The organism is Vibrio sp. THAF190c (assembly GCF_009363355.1).
In the GTDB taxonomy this organism is placed as follows: Bacteria; Pseudomonadota; Gammaproteobacteria; order Enterobacterales; family Vibrionaceae; genus Vibrio; species Vibrio fortis_A.
On sequence record NZ_CP045338.1, the window covers coordinates 2,733,761 to 2,749,111 of the forward strand.

Here is a 15,351-nt window from a genome sequence, read left to right on the forward strand (position 1 = left end):
CTGTATGCCAGAATCTAAGAAAAAAGCGCTAGGCATCCTAGCAATCGCAGGTGTTGAACCATATCAAGAAAAGCCAGGTGAAGAGTACATGTCACCTGAGCAAATGGCTCATTTTACAAAGATTTTGGAAGCTTGGCGCAACCAGCTCAGGGAAGAAGTTGATCGTACTGTTCACCACATGCAGGACGAGGCAGCAAATTTCCCAGACCCAGTTGACCGCGCTTCTCAAGAAGAAGAGTTCAGCCTAGAGCTACGTAACCGTGACCGTGAACGTCGTCTAATCAAGAAGATTGAGAAGACACTAGACAAGATCGAAGAAGACGATTTCGGCTTCTGTGACTCTTGTGGTATCGAAATCGGTATTCGTCGTCTTGAAGCTCGTCCGACTGCTGATCTTTGTATTGACTGTAAAACACTTGCAGAAATCAAAGAGAAACAGATGCAAGGCTAATCCTTGTTGATGTGAAGAAAGGGAGCACTCGCTCCCTTTTTTATTTGGTCTTTTATTCCCCATACAACCATTACTTAGGCTTTTACTATGAGTTATATCGGGCGCTTTGCACCTTCTCCCTCTGGCCCTCTTCATTTTGGCTCGCTTGTGGCTGCACTCGGTAGCTACTTTCAAGCAAAATCACAAAAGGGACAATGGCTAGTTCGCATGGAAGATCTCGATCCACCGCGCGAAATGCCAGGAGCCGCCGATCTTATATTAAAAACCTTAGAGACCTATCAGTTGCATTGGGATGGCGAGGTCATATATCAGAGTCATCGACACCCGGCTTACCAAGCACAGATTGAACAATGGCTTACCGAGCAGCAAGCTTACTACTGCGAATGTACCCGCAAGCAGATAAAAGCCCTAGGTGGCTTCTACAACGGTCACTGTCGTCACGCAGCACTAGACGATAATGTTGAACGCGCGGTACGCATAATGATGAATCACCCAGTTGAGTCATTCGAGGATATTCGCCACGGCACCATGAGCATTCCAGCCGAACTCGCCAAAGAAGACTTTATTATTAAGCGTCGTGATGGCTTATTCGCGTATAACCTTGCGGTGGTACTGGATGATATCACTCAAGGGGTTACCGAGGTGGTGCGAGGAGCTGACTTAATTGAGCCCACAGGCCGTCAAATTAGCCTCTATAAAGCCCTAAATCAGCCACAGGTGAGTTACCTCCATCTGCCTCTAGCGACCGACGCTACGGGTAACAAGCTCTCAAAGCAGAATCATGCAAAGGGTATCGACTTAGACAACCCAAAACCGGCACTGTTGAGTGCAATGCGCTTTCTCGGTTTCACTTTACCTCTCGACATTGAGCAAGGTTCTTTGAGCGAGATTTTGGCTTGGGGTTGCCAGCATTGGCATATCAATCAGCTACCCGATACACTGCATAAAGAGCACCGTGATTGACACGTTTGCGGCATGAAATCGTATAAACGACACATAAAAATGCCATAACCCTTAGGTGTGTATAAGCGGACAATGTTCTCAAATGGCTTCCGCTAGGCTATTATTAGCCGCAATTAAACTCTGCACTACCACTTTGGACTAAGAGAAAAGCAAAGTTGGCGATACCTACTTTGTTGTAAACTAATGAATACAAACGACAATACCCCTAGCGAACAACGTGGATTCCACGATTTAGCTCTGAATATTTACACTCGACAAGAGCACAATATTTCACGCAAGCAGATCAGTGATAACGCACTAAAAGTGCTATATCGCCTGAATGGTGCGGGTTTTGACGCATTCCTAGTCGGTGGTGGTGTGCGAGATTTACTGCTCGGCTCACAACCGAAAGATTTCGATATCGCGACTAACGCGACGCCAGAGCAGATCAAAAACCTATTTAGAAACTGCCGTCTTATCGGTCGTCGTTTCCGTCTTGCGCACATCATGTTTGGTCGCGACATCATCGAAGTAGCAACTTTCCGTGGTCACCACCAAGAGCCATCAAAAAACGTATCAGCTCAATCGAAAGAAGGTATGTTGCTACGTGATAACGTCTACGGCAGCGTAGATGAAGATGCAGAGCGTCGTGACTTCACCATCAATGCGATGTACTACAACATTGCAGACTACAGCATCCACGATTACGCAGGTGGTGTGGAAGACTTAGAAGATCGCTTAATCCGTCTGATTGGTGATCCAGAAACTCGCTACCGTGAAGACCCGGTTCGTATGCTTCGTGCCATGCGTTTCTCTGCGAAGCTAGATTTCGACATCGAAGAAGACACGGCGGATCCAATTGAAGAGTTAGCTCACCTACTAAAAGATATCCCAGCAGCTCGTCTTTATGAAGAGTCACTGAAGCTTCTTCAATCAGGCTACGGTCTTGAAACTTACCACCTAATGCGCGAATACAATCTGTTCCAACAGATGTTCCCAGCAGTGGCTGAGTTCTTTACTGAGGACTACTCATCTCAGACAGAACAGATGCTGGACTTGGTGTTGGATTCTACTGACCTACGCATCGAAGATGGCAAACGCGTTAACCCAGCCTTTATGTTCGCAGCTATCTTGTGGTACCCGATGAACAAACTGGCAGAGAAACTAGCCGATGAGCTTGGTCTTTCTCAATATGACGCCATCATGGAAGCAAGCAACGTGATTCTTGATCAACAGGTTAAGAGTATTGCTATTCCACGCCGCCACACGGCGACTATTCGTGAAGTATGGCAGCTGCAACTTCGCCTACCTCGTCGCAACGGCAAGCGCGCTCAACGCCTAATGGAGCTCAACAAGTTCCGTGCTGGCTTTGACTTCCTTGAGATGCGTGGCGAGATCGAAGGTGGTGAAACCCAAGAACTTGCTAAATGGTGGGAGCGCTACCAGAGTGCAGGACGCAACATGCGCCAAGCGATGGCAAACGATGTGGCTCCACCATCTAAATCTGGTCATCGACGCCGTAAGACTTACCGCAACAAGAAAAGTAAGCAGTCATCATGATCACAGCGTACATCGCGGTCGGCAGCAATCTTGCCGACCCTGTGAGCCAAGCAAATTTGGCTATCGAAACACTAAAAAGCCTACCGCAATCAAAGTTTATTGCGACCTCTAAGCTATATAGTAGCACTCCAATGGGGCCGCAAAACCAACCAGATTACATCAACGCGGTGGTTGCTATTGAAACCGAATTAACGCCGATTGAACTGCTCAACTGCACCCAAGCGATTGAGCAAGAGCAAGGGCGTGTCCGTAAAGATGAGCGTTGGGGACCAAGAACCTTGGATCTAGACATCATTTTATACGGCAATGAGGTGATCGATTCAGAGCGCTTAACCGTTCCTCACTACGGAATGAAAGAGCGAGAATTCGTTCTTTACCCGCTAGCTGAAATCGCACCAAGTTTACAACTCCCTGATGGGACTGAGCTCAGTGAACTGCTTAAAGTAGTCGACAAAAACGGGCTCAATGTTTGGCAAAAATAAGCCAAACGCATTAAGGAAAACCAATGAAAAAAGTAACCATTAACGACCTGATCAAGTGCAAACGTGAAGGCCGTAAATTTGCAACGTCAACGGCTTACGACGCAAGCTTCAGTCAACTATTCGAAAGCCAAGAAATCCCTGTACTTTTAGTCGGCGATTCACTTGGTATGGTGCTGCAAGGCCAAACTGACACACTGCCAGTTACCGTAGAAGACATTGCTTACCACACTCGCTCAGTACGTGCAGGTAGCCCAAACTGTCTGTTGATGGCTGACATGCCATTCATGAGCTACGCAACACCTGAGCAAGCATGTGAAAACGCAGCGACGATCATTCGCGCTGGTGCCAACATGGTTAAGATTGAAGGTGGCAGTTGGCTGGTAGATACAGTGAAAATGCTAACAGAGCGCGCTGTACCGGTTTGTGCACACCTAGGTTTAACGCCTCAGTCTGTGAACATCTTTGGTGGTTACAAGGTACAAGGTCGCGATGACGAGCAAGCGGATAAAATGGTTGCAGACGCATTAGCTCTACAAGAAGCTGGCGCGCAAATCGTCCTGCTTGAGTGTGTACCGGCTTCATTGGCAAAACGTATTACTGAAGCCTGTGATGTACCAGTAATTGGTATTGGTGCGGGCAATGTGACCGATGGTCAAATCCTAGTTATGCACGACATGTTCGGTATTTCTGCGAACTATATGCCTAAATTCTCTAAGAATTTCTTAGCGGAAACGGGCGATATGCGTAAAGCCGTGGCAAAATATAAAGAAGATGTTGAGAGCGCACGTTTCCCTGATGACGCTCACACAATCGCTTAGGAGTTAGTATGCAATCTTTCGCTGAAGTAGCGGCTCTTCGTGAGCAGATTAAGCAGTATAAACGTGATGGACGCACTGTTGCTTTCGTTCCTACTATGGGCAACCTTCATGAAGGTCACCTTACTCTAGTAAGAAAAGCGCGTGAACTGGCTGACATCGTTGTGGTTAGTATCTTCGTTAACCCAATGCAATTTGACCGTGCAGATGATCTAAACAACTACCCTCGTACTTTAGAAGCTGACTTGAGCAAGCTAACTGGCGAAGGTGTTGAGTTGGTCTTTACACCAACACCAGAGATCATGTACCCAGCAGGTCTTGATAAACAGACTTTTGTTGAGGTACCAGGCCTTTCTCACATGCTAGAAGGCGCTTCTCGTCCTGGTCACTTCCGTGGTGTAGCAACGATCGTAACCAAGCTGTTCAATATCGTTCAGCCTGACTTTGCCTGCTTCGGTGAAAAAGATTTCCAACAGCTCGCTGTGATTCGTCAGATGACGACCGATCTTGCACTCGATATCGAAATCGTGGGTGTACCTACGGTACGCGAGATGGACGGTTTAGCAATGAGCTCTCGTAACGGCAACCTCACTATCGATGAGCGCCAACGTGCACCTGTACTGGCTCGTACTATGCGTTGGATCAGCAGTGCTATCCGTGGTGGACGTGATGATTACGCGTCAGTTGTGGAAGATGCGACCGACCAACTTCGCGCTGCAGATCTACAACCGGATGAGATCTTCATCTGCGATGCCAAGACTCTGCAAGCCATCACTTCTGAATCCACTCAAGCTGTGATTCTTATGTCTGCTTTCCTAGGTAAGACTCGTCTTATCGACAACCAAGTTCTTGACTTAGTTACGGAAACCAAAGAAGAAGTGAAAGAAGAAACCGCTGAGTAATTAACGGTTTCTTAAAAGCAAAATACAAAAAAGGTCGATGTTATATCGACCTTTTTCTTTATCTGTAAGCTCGGTAGTGCAAAGACTAGCTACGTAAGCCAATGCCCTTTGTTACCAAGTAGTGTGCAACGCCATACAGCACCACAATAAACACACCCAGTACACCAAACGAGGTCACAATACCCACATCAGACACGCCCAAGAAGCCGTATCTGAATGCGTTAACCATATACACAATCGGGTTCAGCTTAGATACACCTTGCCAGAACTCAGGCAGTAGACTGATTGAGTAGAACACCCCGCCAAGATAAGTCAGCGGCGTTAGGATGAAGGTTGGAATAATTGAGATGTCATCAAAGGTGCGCGCAAATACCGCATTGATAAGACCACCCAACGCAAATACCACTGACGTTAAGAACACAGTCGCAATGATTACGCCCCAATGGTCAACCTGCAGATCAACGAAGAATAGCGACACAAAGGTAACAATAGCGCCAACTAGCAAGCCACGCACAACCCCGCCCATCACGAAGCCCGCGATAATCACATAGTTTGGTACCGGAGCGACCAAAAGCTCTTCAATGTTCTTTTGGAACTTGGCACTAAAGAACGAAGAGGCAACGTTCGAGTAAGAGTTGGTAATCACCGACATCATGATAAGGCCCGGCACAATGTACTCCATATAGCTGAAGCCGTTCATCTGGCCAATGCGAGAGCCAATCAAGCTGCCGAAGATGATGAAGTACAAGGTCATGGTGATCGCAGGTGGAACCAGAGTCTGAACCCAGATTCGGGTAAAGCGGTTCACCTCTTTGGTGAGCAGGCTACAAAAAGCCGTCCAATACAGTTGATACATCTTATTTGCTCCCCTCACGAACGATACTCACAAACAGCTCTTCCAAACGGTTCGCCTTATTACGCATCGACAATACTTTGATACCCTGCTCTGTTAGCTGGCTAAAGATGGTATTCAAACCTAACGTCTTATCAATCTCGATCTCTAGAGAACCATTCACCATCACTTGACTGTTTACACCTTGCAGCGTCGGCTCAGATGCCCCCTCTTCCAAATCAAGGATGAAGGTTTCAACGCTGAGCTTATTCAACAGCGACTTCATCGTCGTGTTCTCAATTAACTCACCACGATTGATGATGCCGATATTACGACATAGCATCTCAGCCTCTTCTAAGTAGTGAGTAGTCAAGATGATAGTGATGCCTTGTTTCTCGTTGATCTCTTGTAGGAATTCCCACATTGAACGGCGCAGTTCAATGTCAACACCGGCTGTTGGTTCATCCAAGATCAGTAGTTGAGGCTCATGCATCAATGCACGGGCAATCATCAAGCGACGCTTCATACCACCAGACAAGTTTCGCGCTCGTTCGCTACGCTTTTCCCACAGATCGAGCTTAGATAGATACTTTTTAGCGCGCTCTTTGGCTAATGACTTAGACACACCGTAGTAGCCAGCTTGTTGAAGTACAATCTGCTCAACGGTCTCAAACTGGTTAAAGTTGAATTCTTGAGGAACTAAGCCAAGGTTTTGCTTCGCCAGCTCTAGGTCTTTATCGATATCAAAACCAAAGACATTCACCTTGCCTGACGTTTTGTTTACCAGTGAGGAGATAACGCCTATCGTGGTCGATTTGCCCGCGCCGTTCGGCCCAAGTAATGCGTAAAAGTCGCCTTTTTTCACCTGCAGACTGATGCCTTTCAAGGCCTCAAATCCACCAGCGTAGGTCTTTCTAAGTTGTTCGATTTCTAATGCGTACATGAAGATAACTTGCCATTTGCGATTAGTGAGTGGGCATGAGAGAAAAGATGACTTTATTCTCAGACACGTCCAATATACCAACAAGTCTATCGTCAAATGACGATTAAGACAAACTAACATTTCCAAATCTATAGAAACATTTATGGATACGGCTAAAACAAGATAAAAAAATACCGCTAAGTCATTAACTTAACGGTATTTTACAGCTAGATATTAATTTGCTTTTTACTAAGCGGAACCGAGCTCATGCTCATCGCGTACCACGTAGTTAGTTGCCGCTCTTAGGGCTTCATAACGGAAGCGATAGGTATTCGATTCTGGCACCAGATCAATCACATGGAATTTCTCAAGCTGTTGGCGAGTATTGTCGTTTGGACACAACAGGTAGACCTCACAGTTGGCGTCTAGTGCATCCTTAATCGCATTCTCCAACGCTAGACCAACCGTGACATCAATCATAGGTACATCTGTGAGATCGAGAATCATCGCTTCGTAATCAGAGATACTGGTGTGCTGACGTGAAATCGCCTTAGAGACACTGAAGATCATTGGTCCAGACAGATAGAAGAACAGCACTTTACCATTGGCCATATCAAGCAAGCCACGTTCGCTATCCGATAAAGGCACATCATCTTCATCCGCATCGCTGATCGCCTTCACTTGGCGCGCCTGCTCACGGCTCAATCGCTCAATGATGATAATGTTAGAGATAAAGACACCAAGACCTACCGCAACAATCAAGTCGACGAATACCGTTAATAGCATCACGCCATACATGATCGCCATACCCGCGAAGCTCACGCGGTGCGCACGCTGAATGAAGCTCCAATCAAGGATATTGAAGCCCACATATACCGCAATACCAGCCAGTACCGCCATTGGAATTGGTTCAGTCAAACCACCGGCAACCAGTACCACTAGCGCAAGTACTAACGCACGAATCACACCTGATAATGGAGATCGCGCACCAACCTGAATGTTGGTTACGGTACCCATGGTTGCACCTGCGCCTGGAAGCGCACCGAACAAGCCAGAAATCATATTTGCTAAACCTTGACCACGCAGCTCTTTATCCGAATCGTGCTCTTTACGAGTCAAAGAGTCACCAATAACTGCAGTCAAAAGCGTATCAATACAACCCAGAGTACCCAGCACCAATGCATCGATGACCATCTCGGTAAACATAGAAGCGTCAATGTGCGGCACAACCAGTGATGGTAAACCTGCAGGGATTTCACCGATACGACGAATCGCTTCTGTATCAAACAGAATGACAGAAAGCAGTGTTACTGCGACCAAGGCAACCAATTGTGCGGGAACATACTTTCGGTACTGTTTAGGGAAGAAGAACAGAATACCGAGCGTTAGTAAACCAAGAAACAGCTCGCTGAACTTCATATTCGCCACTGTGTCAGGCAGTGCCGATAAGGTACCCATCACACCACCCGCAGGGGCTGCATGACCAAGAAGTGGCGAAAGCTGTAGAATGATAAGAATAACGCCGATACCCGACATAAATCCGGAGATCACGCTATATGGCATCAAAGTTATGTATTTTCCTAACTTTAACGTTCCGAGTAACACCTGAAATGCACCGGCCATCATCACAACAGTAAAGGTCATTGCCAAGCCAGTCTCAGGATACTTGGCCATCATGCTGGTGAGTACCGCCGTCATGATCACTGTCATTGGGCCGGTTGGCTCAGAGATCAGCGTATTGGAACCACCAAACAATGCGGCAAACAGGCCGACCATGATCGCGCCCCATAAGCCCGCTTCGGCGCCTGCACCAGAAGCAACACCAAATGCCAACGCCAATGGCAGTGAGATAATGGCTGTGGTGACACCGCCAAACATATCCCCTTTGAGGTTGATATCTGCAAAACGACTTCCAAACAAAATACATCTCCCTGTGATGAGCTGACAAACCGTATCACTTTAACAAATGTATCAACTGCTCAGAAAGTGTTAATTCAATCACAATATTTATGTCTTATAACCGGATGATAGCTTTATGCCTAAGTTTATGATTTTACGTACTAGAACACGTCAGATGAGTACTTTTTGACGCACTTTTTACAAGATTGAATTTGTAACATTGTGTATAGTTAAGCATCTTAATTGAGGGATGTATGAAGCAAGATGCCAGAAATAAAACAGCTTTTTGAAAACAATTCCAAATGGTCTGATGAAATTCGCTCAGAACGACCTGAATATTTTACCACGCTTGAAGAGGGTCAAAACCCGGGGTTCCTTTGGATCGGTTGTTCAGATAGTCGTGTACCAGCTGAACGCTTAACAGGGCTCTATTCTGGTGAACTGTTTGTACACCGTAATGTGGCAAACCAAGTCATTCATACCGACCTTAACTGCCTATCTGTTGTTCAATACGCGGTTGATGTATTGAAGGTAAAACACATCATTATCTGTGGTCACTATGGTTGTGGCGGTGTTAATGCGGCTATTGATAACCCTAAACTGGGCCTTATCAATAACTGGCTACTGCACATCCGTGATAACTACTTAAAGTACCGCAAAGAGATCGAAGCACTACCACGTGAACAATGGGGTGATAAGCTTTGTGAAATCAACGTTGCTGAGCAAGTGTACAACTTGGGTAACTCTACCATTATGCAGAGTGCTTGGGAGCGCGGCCAAGAGGTTGAAATCCATGGCGTTGTGTATGGTATCGGTGATGGCAAACTGAAAGATCTTGGTGTGCGTTGTTCAAGCAACGATACCCTAGAGAACAGTCATTTAGAGGCATTGAACAAGATTCTAACCACGCCTCTTCTAGGCCAACAAGGTTAAGTACTTTCCTAATAGATACAAAAAAGCCCGCATCATGCGGGCTTTTTAATCATTCGAGCTCATCCAATCGACAATTACTCTTGAGGTACAACCTTACCAATGTATGGTAGGTGACGGTATTTCTGAGCGTAGTCGATACCTACACCCACAACAAACTCGTCAGGGATCTCAAAACCGATCCAGTTTACTTCTACGTCAACTTCACGGCGAGAAGGCTTGTCCAGCAGCGTACAGATACGTACTGACTTAGGATCACGTAGGCTCAGGATCTCTTTCACCTTGTTTAGTGTGTTACCAGTATCGATGATATCTTCAACTAGCAGTACATCTTTACCTTTGATGTCATCATCTAGGTCTTTAAGGATGCGCACGTCACGTGAGCTTTCCATTGTGTTGCCGTAGCTAGAAGCTGTCATGAAATCTACTTGGTGCGTAAGGTTAATCGCACGCGCAAGATCGGCCATAAATACGAATGAACCACGTAATAGACCTACCAATACGAGATCTTCACTACCTTGGTAATGCTCAGTGATCTGTTTGCCTAGTTCTTGCACTCGATCTTGAACTTCTTGCTCGGAGATCATGACTTCAACTGTATGTTTCATACTGCTCTCATTTTATTTAGTGACTGCGACAAGTGTAGATCGTTTCATCAATAGTGCCGCTGATTTTCGAGCGTAAGTCTAGCACTGCTCAAATACCCACACCACCTCGTCTATCAATTTAAATCACAGTTCTCGCATCAAGAGTCTTATTCTCGGGTTTCGAGTTAGATCGCATTACAACGCCCTATGCGGATCACGATTTATGTATCAACTTTGATGCAATTGTCCATAAAACAAGCACAAATGATTGACCATTTGCATATGCACCATTACACTCATCTTGGCTTAAATAATAATAAAATCATTAATATAATATTTCGTTGGCAAGGAAAACATTATGGACTCAATATCTAAGAGACCTAGAACTAGGCTTTCACCCCTAAAAAGAAAACTTCAATTGATGGAGATTGCTCTTGAAGTATTCTCTCGTCGCGGCATTGGCCGAGGCGGACACGCAGATATCGCTGACATTGCTCAAGTGTCTGTCGCTACTGTATTTAACTACTTCCCAACACGTGAAGATCTGGTCGATGAGGTTCTAAACCACGTTGTTCGTCAGTTCTCGAACTTCCTTTCAGACAATATCGATCTTGATCTGCATGCGAAGCAGAACCTGACCAACATCACCAATGAGATGGTTGCACTTGTTGAACAAGATTGCCACTGGCTTAATGTTTGGTTCGAATGGAGTGCATCGACTCGTGACGAAGTATGGCCACTGTTCGTAACAACCAACCGCACTAACCAAATGCTGGTTCAGAACATGTTCGTTAAAGCGATCGAGCGCGGCGAAGTATGTGACCAACATGAACCGAAACACTTGGCGAACCTATTCCACGGTATCTGCTACTCGCTGTTCATCCAAGCGAAGCGTGCAAATTCAACTGAAGAATTGCACTCACTGACTGACAGCTACTTAAATATGTTGTGTATTTATAAGTAGATTCGAGATTCGAGATTCGAGATTCGAGATTCGAGATTCGAGATTCGAGATTCGAGATTCGAGATTCGAGATTCGAGATTCGAGTAAAACTATTGAAAGGGTTGGTGTTTGCGCCAACCCTTTTTTGTTACCAACAGATAGCAATTGGTTGAAAGAGATTCCCTACTCCTTCCTTCGTCAGTCTAGGGAATGACGGATATAAAGAACTCCTGCACTTCACCGTCGGAGAAATAGATCAACCGTTCAAGCCAGAGGTTACCTCTTCCCTCCCTCATCCGAGGAATAGTGAGCTGCAGCTCTTTCACACTCAAGAATCACTAAAGCACAAACTCCAACATCTCACTCCGTCATCCTCAAGAGCGAGGGACGAGCGAGTTGGGGATCTCTTGCGGCCAAACGACTTGCTTACACTGACGTACAAAAAAGCCGCTGACGAATCAGCGGCTTTGAAAAACATTAGCGAGTGGCTAAAGGAGAATTACTTCTTCTTTTTCACTGCTTTTTTGTTTGGAAGGTCAGTGATTGAACCTTCGAATACTTCCGCAGCTAGACCAACAGACTCGTGTAGAGTTGGGTGAGCGTGGATAGTTAGAGCGATATCTTCTGCGTCACAACCCATCTCGATTGCTAGGCCGATTTCACCAAGAAGCTCACCACCGTTAGTACCTACGATAGCACCACCGATTACACGGTGCGTGTCTTTGTCGAAGATCATCTTCGTCATACCGTCTGCACAGTCAGATGCGATTGCACGACCAGAAGCTGCCCAAGGGAAAGTAGCAACTTCGTAGTTGATGCCTTCAGCTTTCGCTTCTTTCTCAGTCTTACCAACCCATGCTACTTCTGGCTCAGTGTACGCAATTGATGGAATTACTTTAGGGTCGAAGTAGTGCTTCTTACCAGAGATAACTTCAGCTGCTACGTGACCTTCATGCACACCTTTGTGAGCAAGCATTGGTTGACCAACAACGTCACCGATCGCGTGGATGTGAGGAACGTTTGTACGCATTTGCTTATCAACGTTGATAAAGCCACGCTCATCAACTTCGATACCTGCTTTTTCAGCGTCGATAAGTGCGCCGTTTGGAACACGACCGATAGCAACAAGAACAGCATCGTAGCGCTCAGCTTCAGCTGGTGCTTTTTTGCCTTCCATTGAAACGTAGATACCGTCTTCTTTCGCTTCAACTGCAGTAACTTTAGTTTCAAGCATTAGCTTGAACTTGTTCTTAATGCGCTTAGTGAATACTTTAACGATGTCTTTATCTGCAGCTGGGATAACTTGGTCGAACATCTCAACTACGTCTACTTTAGAACCTAGAGAGTGGTAAACCGTACCCATTTCTAGACCGATGATACCACCACCCATGATAAGTAGTTTTTCTGGTACTTCTTTCAGCTCTAGCGCGTCAGTTGAATCCCAAATACGTGGGTCTTCATGTGGGATGAATGGCAGTTTGATTGGGCGAGAACCCGCTGCAATGATAGCGTTGTCGAAGTTAACCGTTGTTGACTCGCCTTCACCTTCTACAAGGATAGAGTTAGGACCAGTGAACTTACCGTAACCGTTAACTACAGTCACGTTACGCATCTTAGCCATACCGCCAAGACCGCCAGTCAGTTGGTTTACAACTTTCTCTTTCCAGATGCGGATCTTGCTGATGTCAGTTTGTGGCTCACCGAATACAACGCCGTGCTCAGCCATCGCTTTAGCTTCTTCAATTACTTTTGAAACGTGAAGAAGTGCTTTTGATGGAATACAACCAACGTTTAGACATACACCGCCAAGAGTGCTGTAACGTTCAACTAGTACTGTTTCTAGACCTAAATCCGCACAACGGAATGCAGCTGAGTAACCAGCAGGACCTGAACCAAGTACAACAACTTGGGCTTTAATTTCTTTGCTCATTGTGACCTCTTGTAGTCATTATCCCTAACAGGCTTGAGAAGATGTTCTTAAATTATTGGGCTTTCAAACAGCCAACATTTTACAGAGATGTTAACAGTGTGAAAGTAGCTTTAAGTTAGCCTGTGAGCTAGACAACACTTCCCTTTCGCTTTATGAGAAAAGCGGGAACTGTTCTCTAAAAAATACTTTGTATAAAGAATTAAGGTGACCCGAAAGCCACCTTAATATTTACTTTCTAAATTACAGTACTAGACGACGAATGTCAGATAGTGCGCTGTTTAGGAAAGTAATGAAGCGTGCACCTTCAGCACCATCGATCACACGGTGGTCGTATGATAGAGATAGTGGAAGTTGTAGGCGTGGTTCGAACTCTTTGCCGTTCCACACTGGCTTCATTTCAGACTTAGATACACCTAGGATACCTACTTCTGGAGCGTTTACGATTGGCGTAAATGCAGTACCGCCGATGCCGCCAAGGCTAGAGATTGTGAAACAACCGCCTTGCATGTCAGCTGCAGTTAGCTTACCAGCACGTGCTTTCTTAGACACAGCCATTAGCTCTTCAGATAGCTCGTAGATGCCTTTCTTGTTCACGTCTTTGAATACAGGAACAACTAGGCCGTTTGGAGTATCTACTGCGATACCTACGTTTACGTACTTCTTAAGAATGATGCTTTCGCCATCTTCAGAAAGAGAAGAGTTAAACGCTGGGAACGCTTCTAGCGCTTTAGCAACAGCTTTCATGATGAACACAAGTGGAGTGATCTTCATACCAGTGTCTTTCTTAGCTTCGATTGCGTTCTGCTCTTTACGGAATGCTTCTAGCTCAGTGATGTCTGCGTTGTCCCACTGTGTAACGTGAGGGATCATTACCCAGTTACGGTGTAGGTTTGCACCAGAGATCTTCTTGATCTTAGAAAGCTTCTGAACTTCAGTTTCGCCGAACTTGCTGAAGTCAACTTTTGGCCAAGGTAGAAGACCAAGAGCAGAGCCGTCACCGCCTTTGCCAGATGCCGCAGCACCAGACTCAAGACGCTTAAGTGCATCTTTAACGTAAGACTGAACGTCTTCTTTAAGGATACGGCTCTTACGACCAGTACCTTTAACCTTAGACAGGTTAACGCCAAATTCACGAGCAAGACGACGAACAACAGGAGACGCGTGTGCGTAATCGTTGTTTTCTTGGAAGTCGTTAGCTGCAGGTGCCGCCGCTGGAGCTTCAGCTTTTGGAGCTGGAGCTGCTGCTGGAGCAGGTGCTGCCGCTTGAGCAGGAGCCGCTGCAGGAGCAGGAGCCGCTGCAGGAGCAGGTGCTGCGCCTTCAACAACGAAAGTCATGATTAGAGAACCAGTCGTTACTTTGTCGCCAGCTGCAATCTTGATCTCTTTTACTGTACCAGCAAATGGAGCTGGAACTTCCATTGAAGCTTTGTCGCCTTCAACAGTAATTAGAGATTGCTCTTCTTCTACTGTGTCGCCAACCGCTACCATTACTTCAGTAACTTCTACTTCGTCACCGCCGATATCAGGAACGTTTACTTCTTTTTCTGCTGATGCTGCAGGTGCTGCTGCTGGAGCCGCTTCAACTGCAGGAGCAGCTGCTACTGGAGCGCCAGAGCCTGCTACTTCGAATACCATCACTAGAGAACCAGTTGATACTGAGTCACCAGAAGCGATCTTGATTTCTTTAACTGTACCAGCGAATGGTGCAGGAACTTCCATTGATGCTTTGTCGCCTTCAACAGTTAGAAGAGATTGCTCTTCTTCTACTGCATCGCCAACTGCAACCATGATTTCAGTAACTTCTACTTCGTCGCCACCGATATCTGGAACGTGAACTTCTTTCAGTTCTGCCGCTGCTGCTGGAGCTGGAGCCGCTGCTGGAGCTGCTTCTGCCGCAGGAGCAGGTGCAGCTTGCGCTGCACCCTCGGCTTCGAAAATCATGATTAGAGAACCAGTTGTTACTGAATCGCCTTCAGAAACTTTGATCTCTTTTACGATACCCGCTTGAGACGCAGGAACTTCCATTGAAGCCTTGTCGCCTTCAACAGTGATCAGTGACTGTTCTTCTTCAACCTTGTCGCCAACGTTTACTAGAATCTCAGTTACTTCAACCTCATCAGCACCGATGTCAGGTACGTTAATTTCGATTGCCATTG

14 protein-coding genes are annotated in these 15,351 nt (G+C 46.1%); 8 read left to right on the forward strand and 6 right to left on the reverse strand.

The window, feature by feature from the left end; genetic code table 11:
- The first annotated feature begins 4 nt into the window (after positions 1–4).
- The 6 genes from dksA (at position 5) to panC (ending at position 5,152) form a co-directional block, all read left to right on the forward strand.
- Positions 5–451: an RNA polymerase-binding protein DksA gene (dksA, locus tag FIV04_RS12125; protein ID WP_032551504.1), complete on the forward strand. Its 447-nt coding sequence runs from the start codon at positions 5–7 to the stop codon at positions 449–451.
- An 87-nt stretch (positions 452–538) separates the two neighbouring features.
- The gene (gluQRS, locus tag FIV04_RS12130) at positions 539–1,414 is read left to right on the forward strand and encodes a tRNA glutamyl-Q(34) synthetase GluQRS (protein WP_152469271.1); all 876 of its coding nucleotides are present in this window, start codon (positions 539–541) and stop codon (positions 1,412–1,414) included.
- Positions 1,415–1,597: 183 nt separating this feature from the next.
- A complete protein-coding gene (gene pcnB / locus FIV04_RS12135; protein WP_032551502.1) occupies positions 1,598–2,953 on the forward strand; it encodes a polynucleotide adenylyltransferase PcnB in 1,356 nt (451 codons plus the stop codon).
- Entirely contained in the window at positions 2,950–3,435 is a 486-nt protein-coding gene (gene folK / locus FIV04_RS12140; RefSeq protein ID WP_032551501.1) for a 2-amino-4-hydroxy-6-hydroxymethyldihydropteridine diphosphokinase, read from the forward strand. The genes pcnB and folK overlap by 4 nt, the downstream gene beginning before the upstream one ends.
- Positions 3,436–3,458: 23 nt before the next feature.
- Entirely contained in the window at positions 3,459–4,253 is a 795-nt protein-coding gene (panB, locus tag FIV04_RS12145; RefSeq protein ID WP_150869250.1) for a 3-methyl-2-oxobutanoate hydroxymethyltransferase, read from the forward strand.
- Positions 4,254–4,261: 8 nt separating this feature from the next.
- Positions 4,262–5,152: a pantoate--beta-alanine ligase gene (gene panC / locus FIV04_RS12150; RefSeq protein WP_032551499.1), complete on the forward strand. Its 891-nt coding sequence runs from the start codon at positions 4,262–4,264 to the stop codon at positions 5,150–5,152.
- 85 nt (positions 5,153–5,237) lie between these two features.
- On the opposite strand, the gene FIV04_RS12155 is transcribed toward panC, so the two are convergent.
- From FIV04_RS12155 to FIV04_RS12165, 3 genes are all read right to left on the reverse strand, one after another.
- Positions 5,238–6,008: an ABC transporter permease gene (locus tag FIV04_RS12155; protein ID WP_150869252.1), complete on the reverse strand. Its 771-nt coding sequence runs from the start codon at positions 6,006–6,008 to the stop codon at positions 5,238–5,240.
- Between the two features lies 1 nt (position 6,009).
- Entirely contained in the window at positions 6,010–6,927 is a 918-nt protein-coding gene (locus FIV04_RS12160) for an ABC transporter ATP-binding protein (RefSeq protein WP_152469272.1), read from the reverse strand.
- Positions 6,928–7,155: 228 nt separating this feature from the next.
- On the reverse strand, positions 7,156–8,826 hold the full coding sequence (locus FIV04_RS12165) for a SulP family inorganic anion transporter (protein ID WP_032551496.1): 1,671 nt from the start codon (positions 8,824–8,826) through the stop codon (positions 7,156–7,158).
- Between the two features lie 243 nt (positions 8,827–9,069).
- Between FIV04_RS12165 and can the strand changes: the two genes are divergently transcribed.
- Positions 9,070–9,738 (forward strand): carbonate dehydratase, encoded by a 669-nt coding sequence (gene can, locus FIV04_RS12170; protein WP_150893490.1) that lies wholly within the window; start codon positions 9,070–9,072, stop codon positions 9,736–9,738.
- Positions 9,739–9,812: 74 nt separating this feature from the next.
- Here the strand turns inward: can and hpt are convergent, their stop codons facing one another.
- Positions 9,813–10,343, reverse strand: coding sequence for a hypoxanthine phosphoribosyltransferase (gene hpt, locus FIV04_RS12175; RefSeq protein ID WP_150869255.1), 531 nt, complete (start codon positions 10,341–10,343; stop codon positions 9,813–9,815).
- Between the two features lie 337 nt (positions 10,344–10,680).
- Here hpt and FIV04_RS12180 point away from each other — a divergent pair, with 337 nt between their 5' ends.
- A complete protein-coding gene (locus tag FIV04_RS12180) occupies positions 10,681–11,286 on the forward strand; it encodes a LuxR/HapR/OpaR family quorum-sensing transcriptional regulator (RefSeq protein ID WP_032551493.1) in 606 nt (201 codons plus the stop codon).
- 478 nt (positions 11,287–11,764) lie between these two features.
- Here the strand turns inward: FIV04_RS12180 and lpdA are convergent, their stop codons facing one another.
- Positions 11,765–13,195, reverse strand: coding sequence for a dihydrolipoyl dehydrogenase (gene lpdA / locus FIV04_RS12185; RefSeq protein WP_032550144.1), 1,431 nt, complete (start codon positions 13,193–13,195; stop codon positions 11,765–11,767).
- A gap of 240 nt (positions 13,196–13,435) precedes the next feature.
- The gene (gene aceF / locus FIV04_RS12190) at positions 13,436–15,349 is read right to left on the reverse strand and encodes a pyruvate dehydrogenase complex dihydrolipoyllysine-residue acetyltransferase (protein ID WP_152469273.1); all 1,914 of its coding nucleotides are present in this window, start codon (positions 15,347–15,349) and stop codon (positions 13,436–13,438) included.
- Positions 15,350–15,351: the final 2 nt, after the last annotated feature.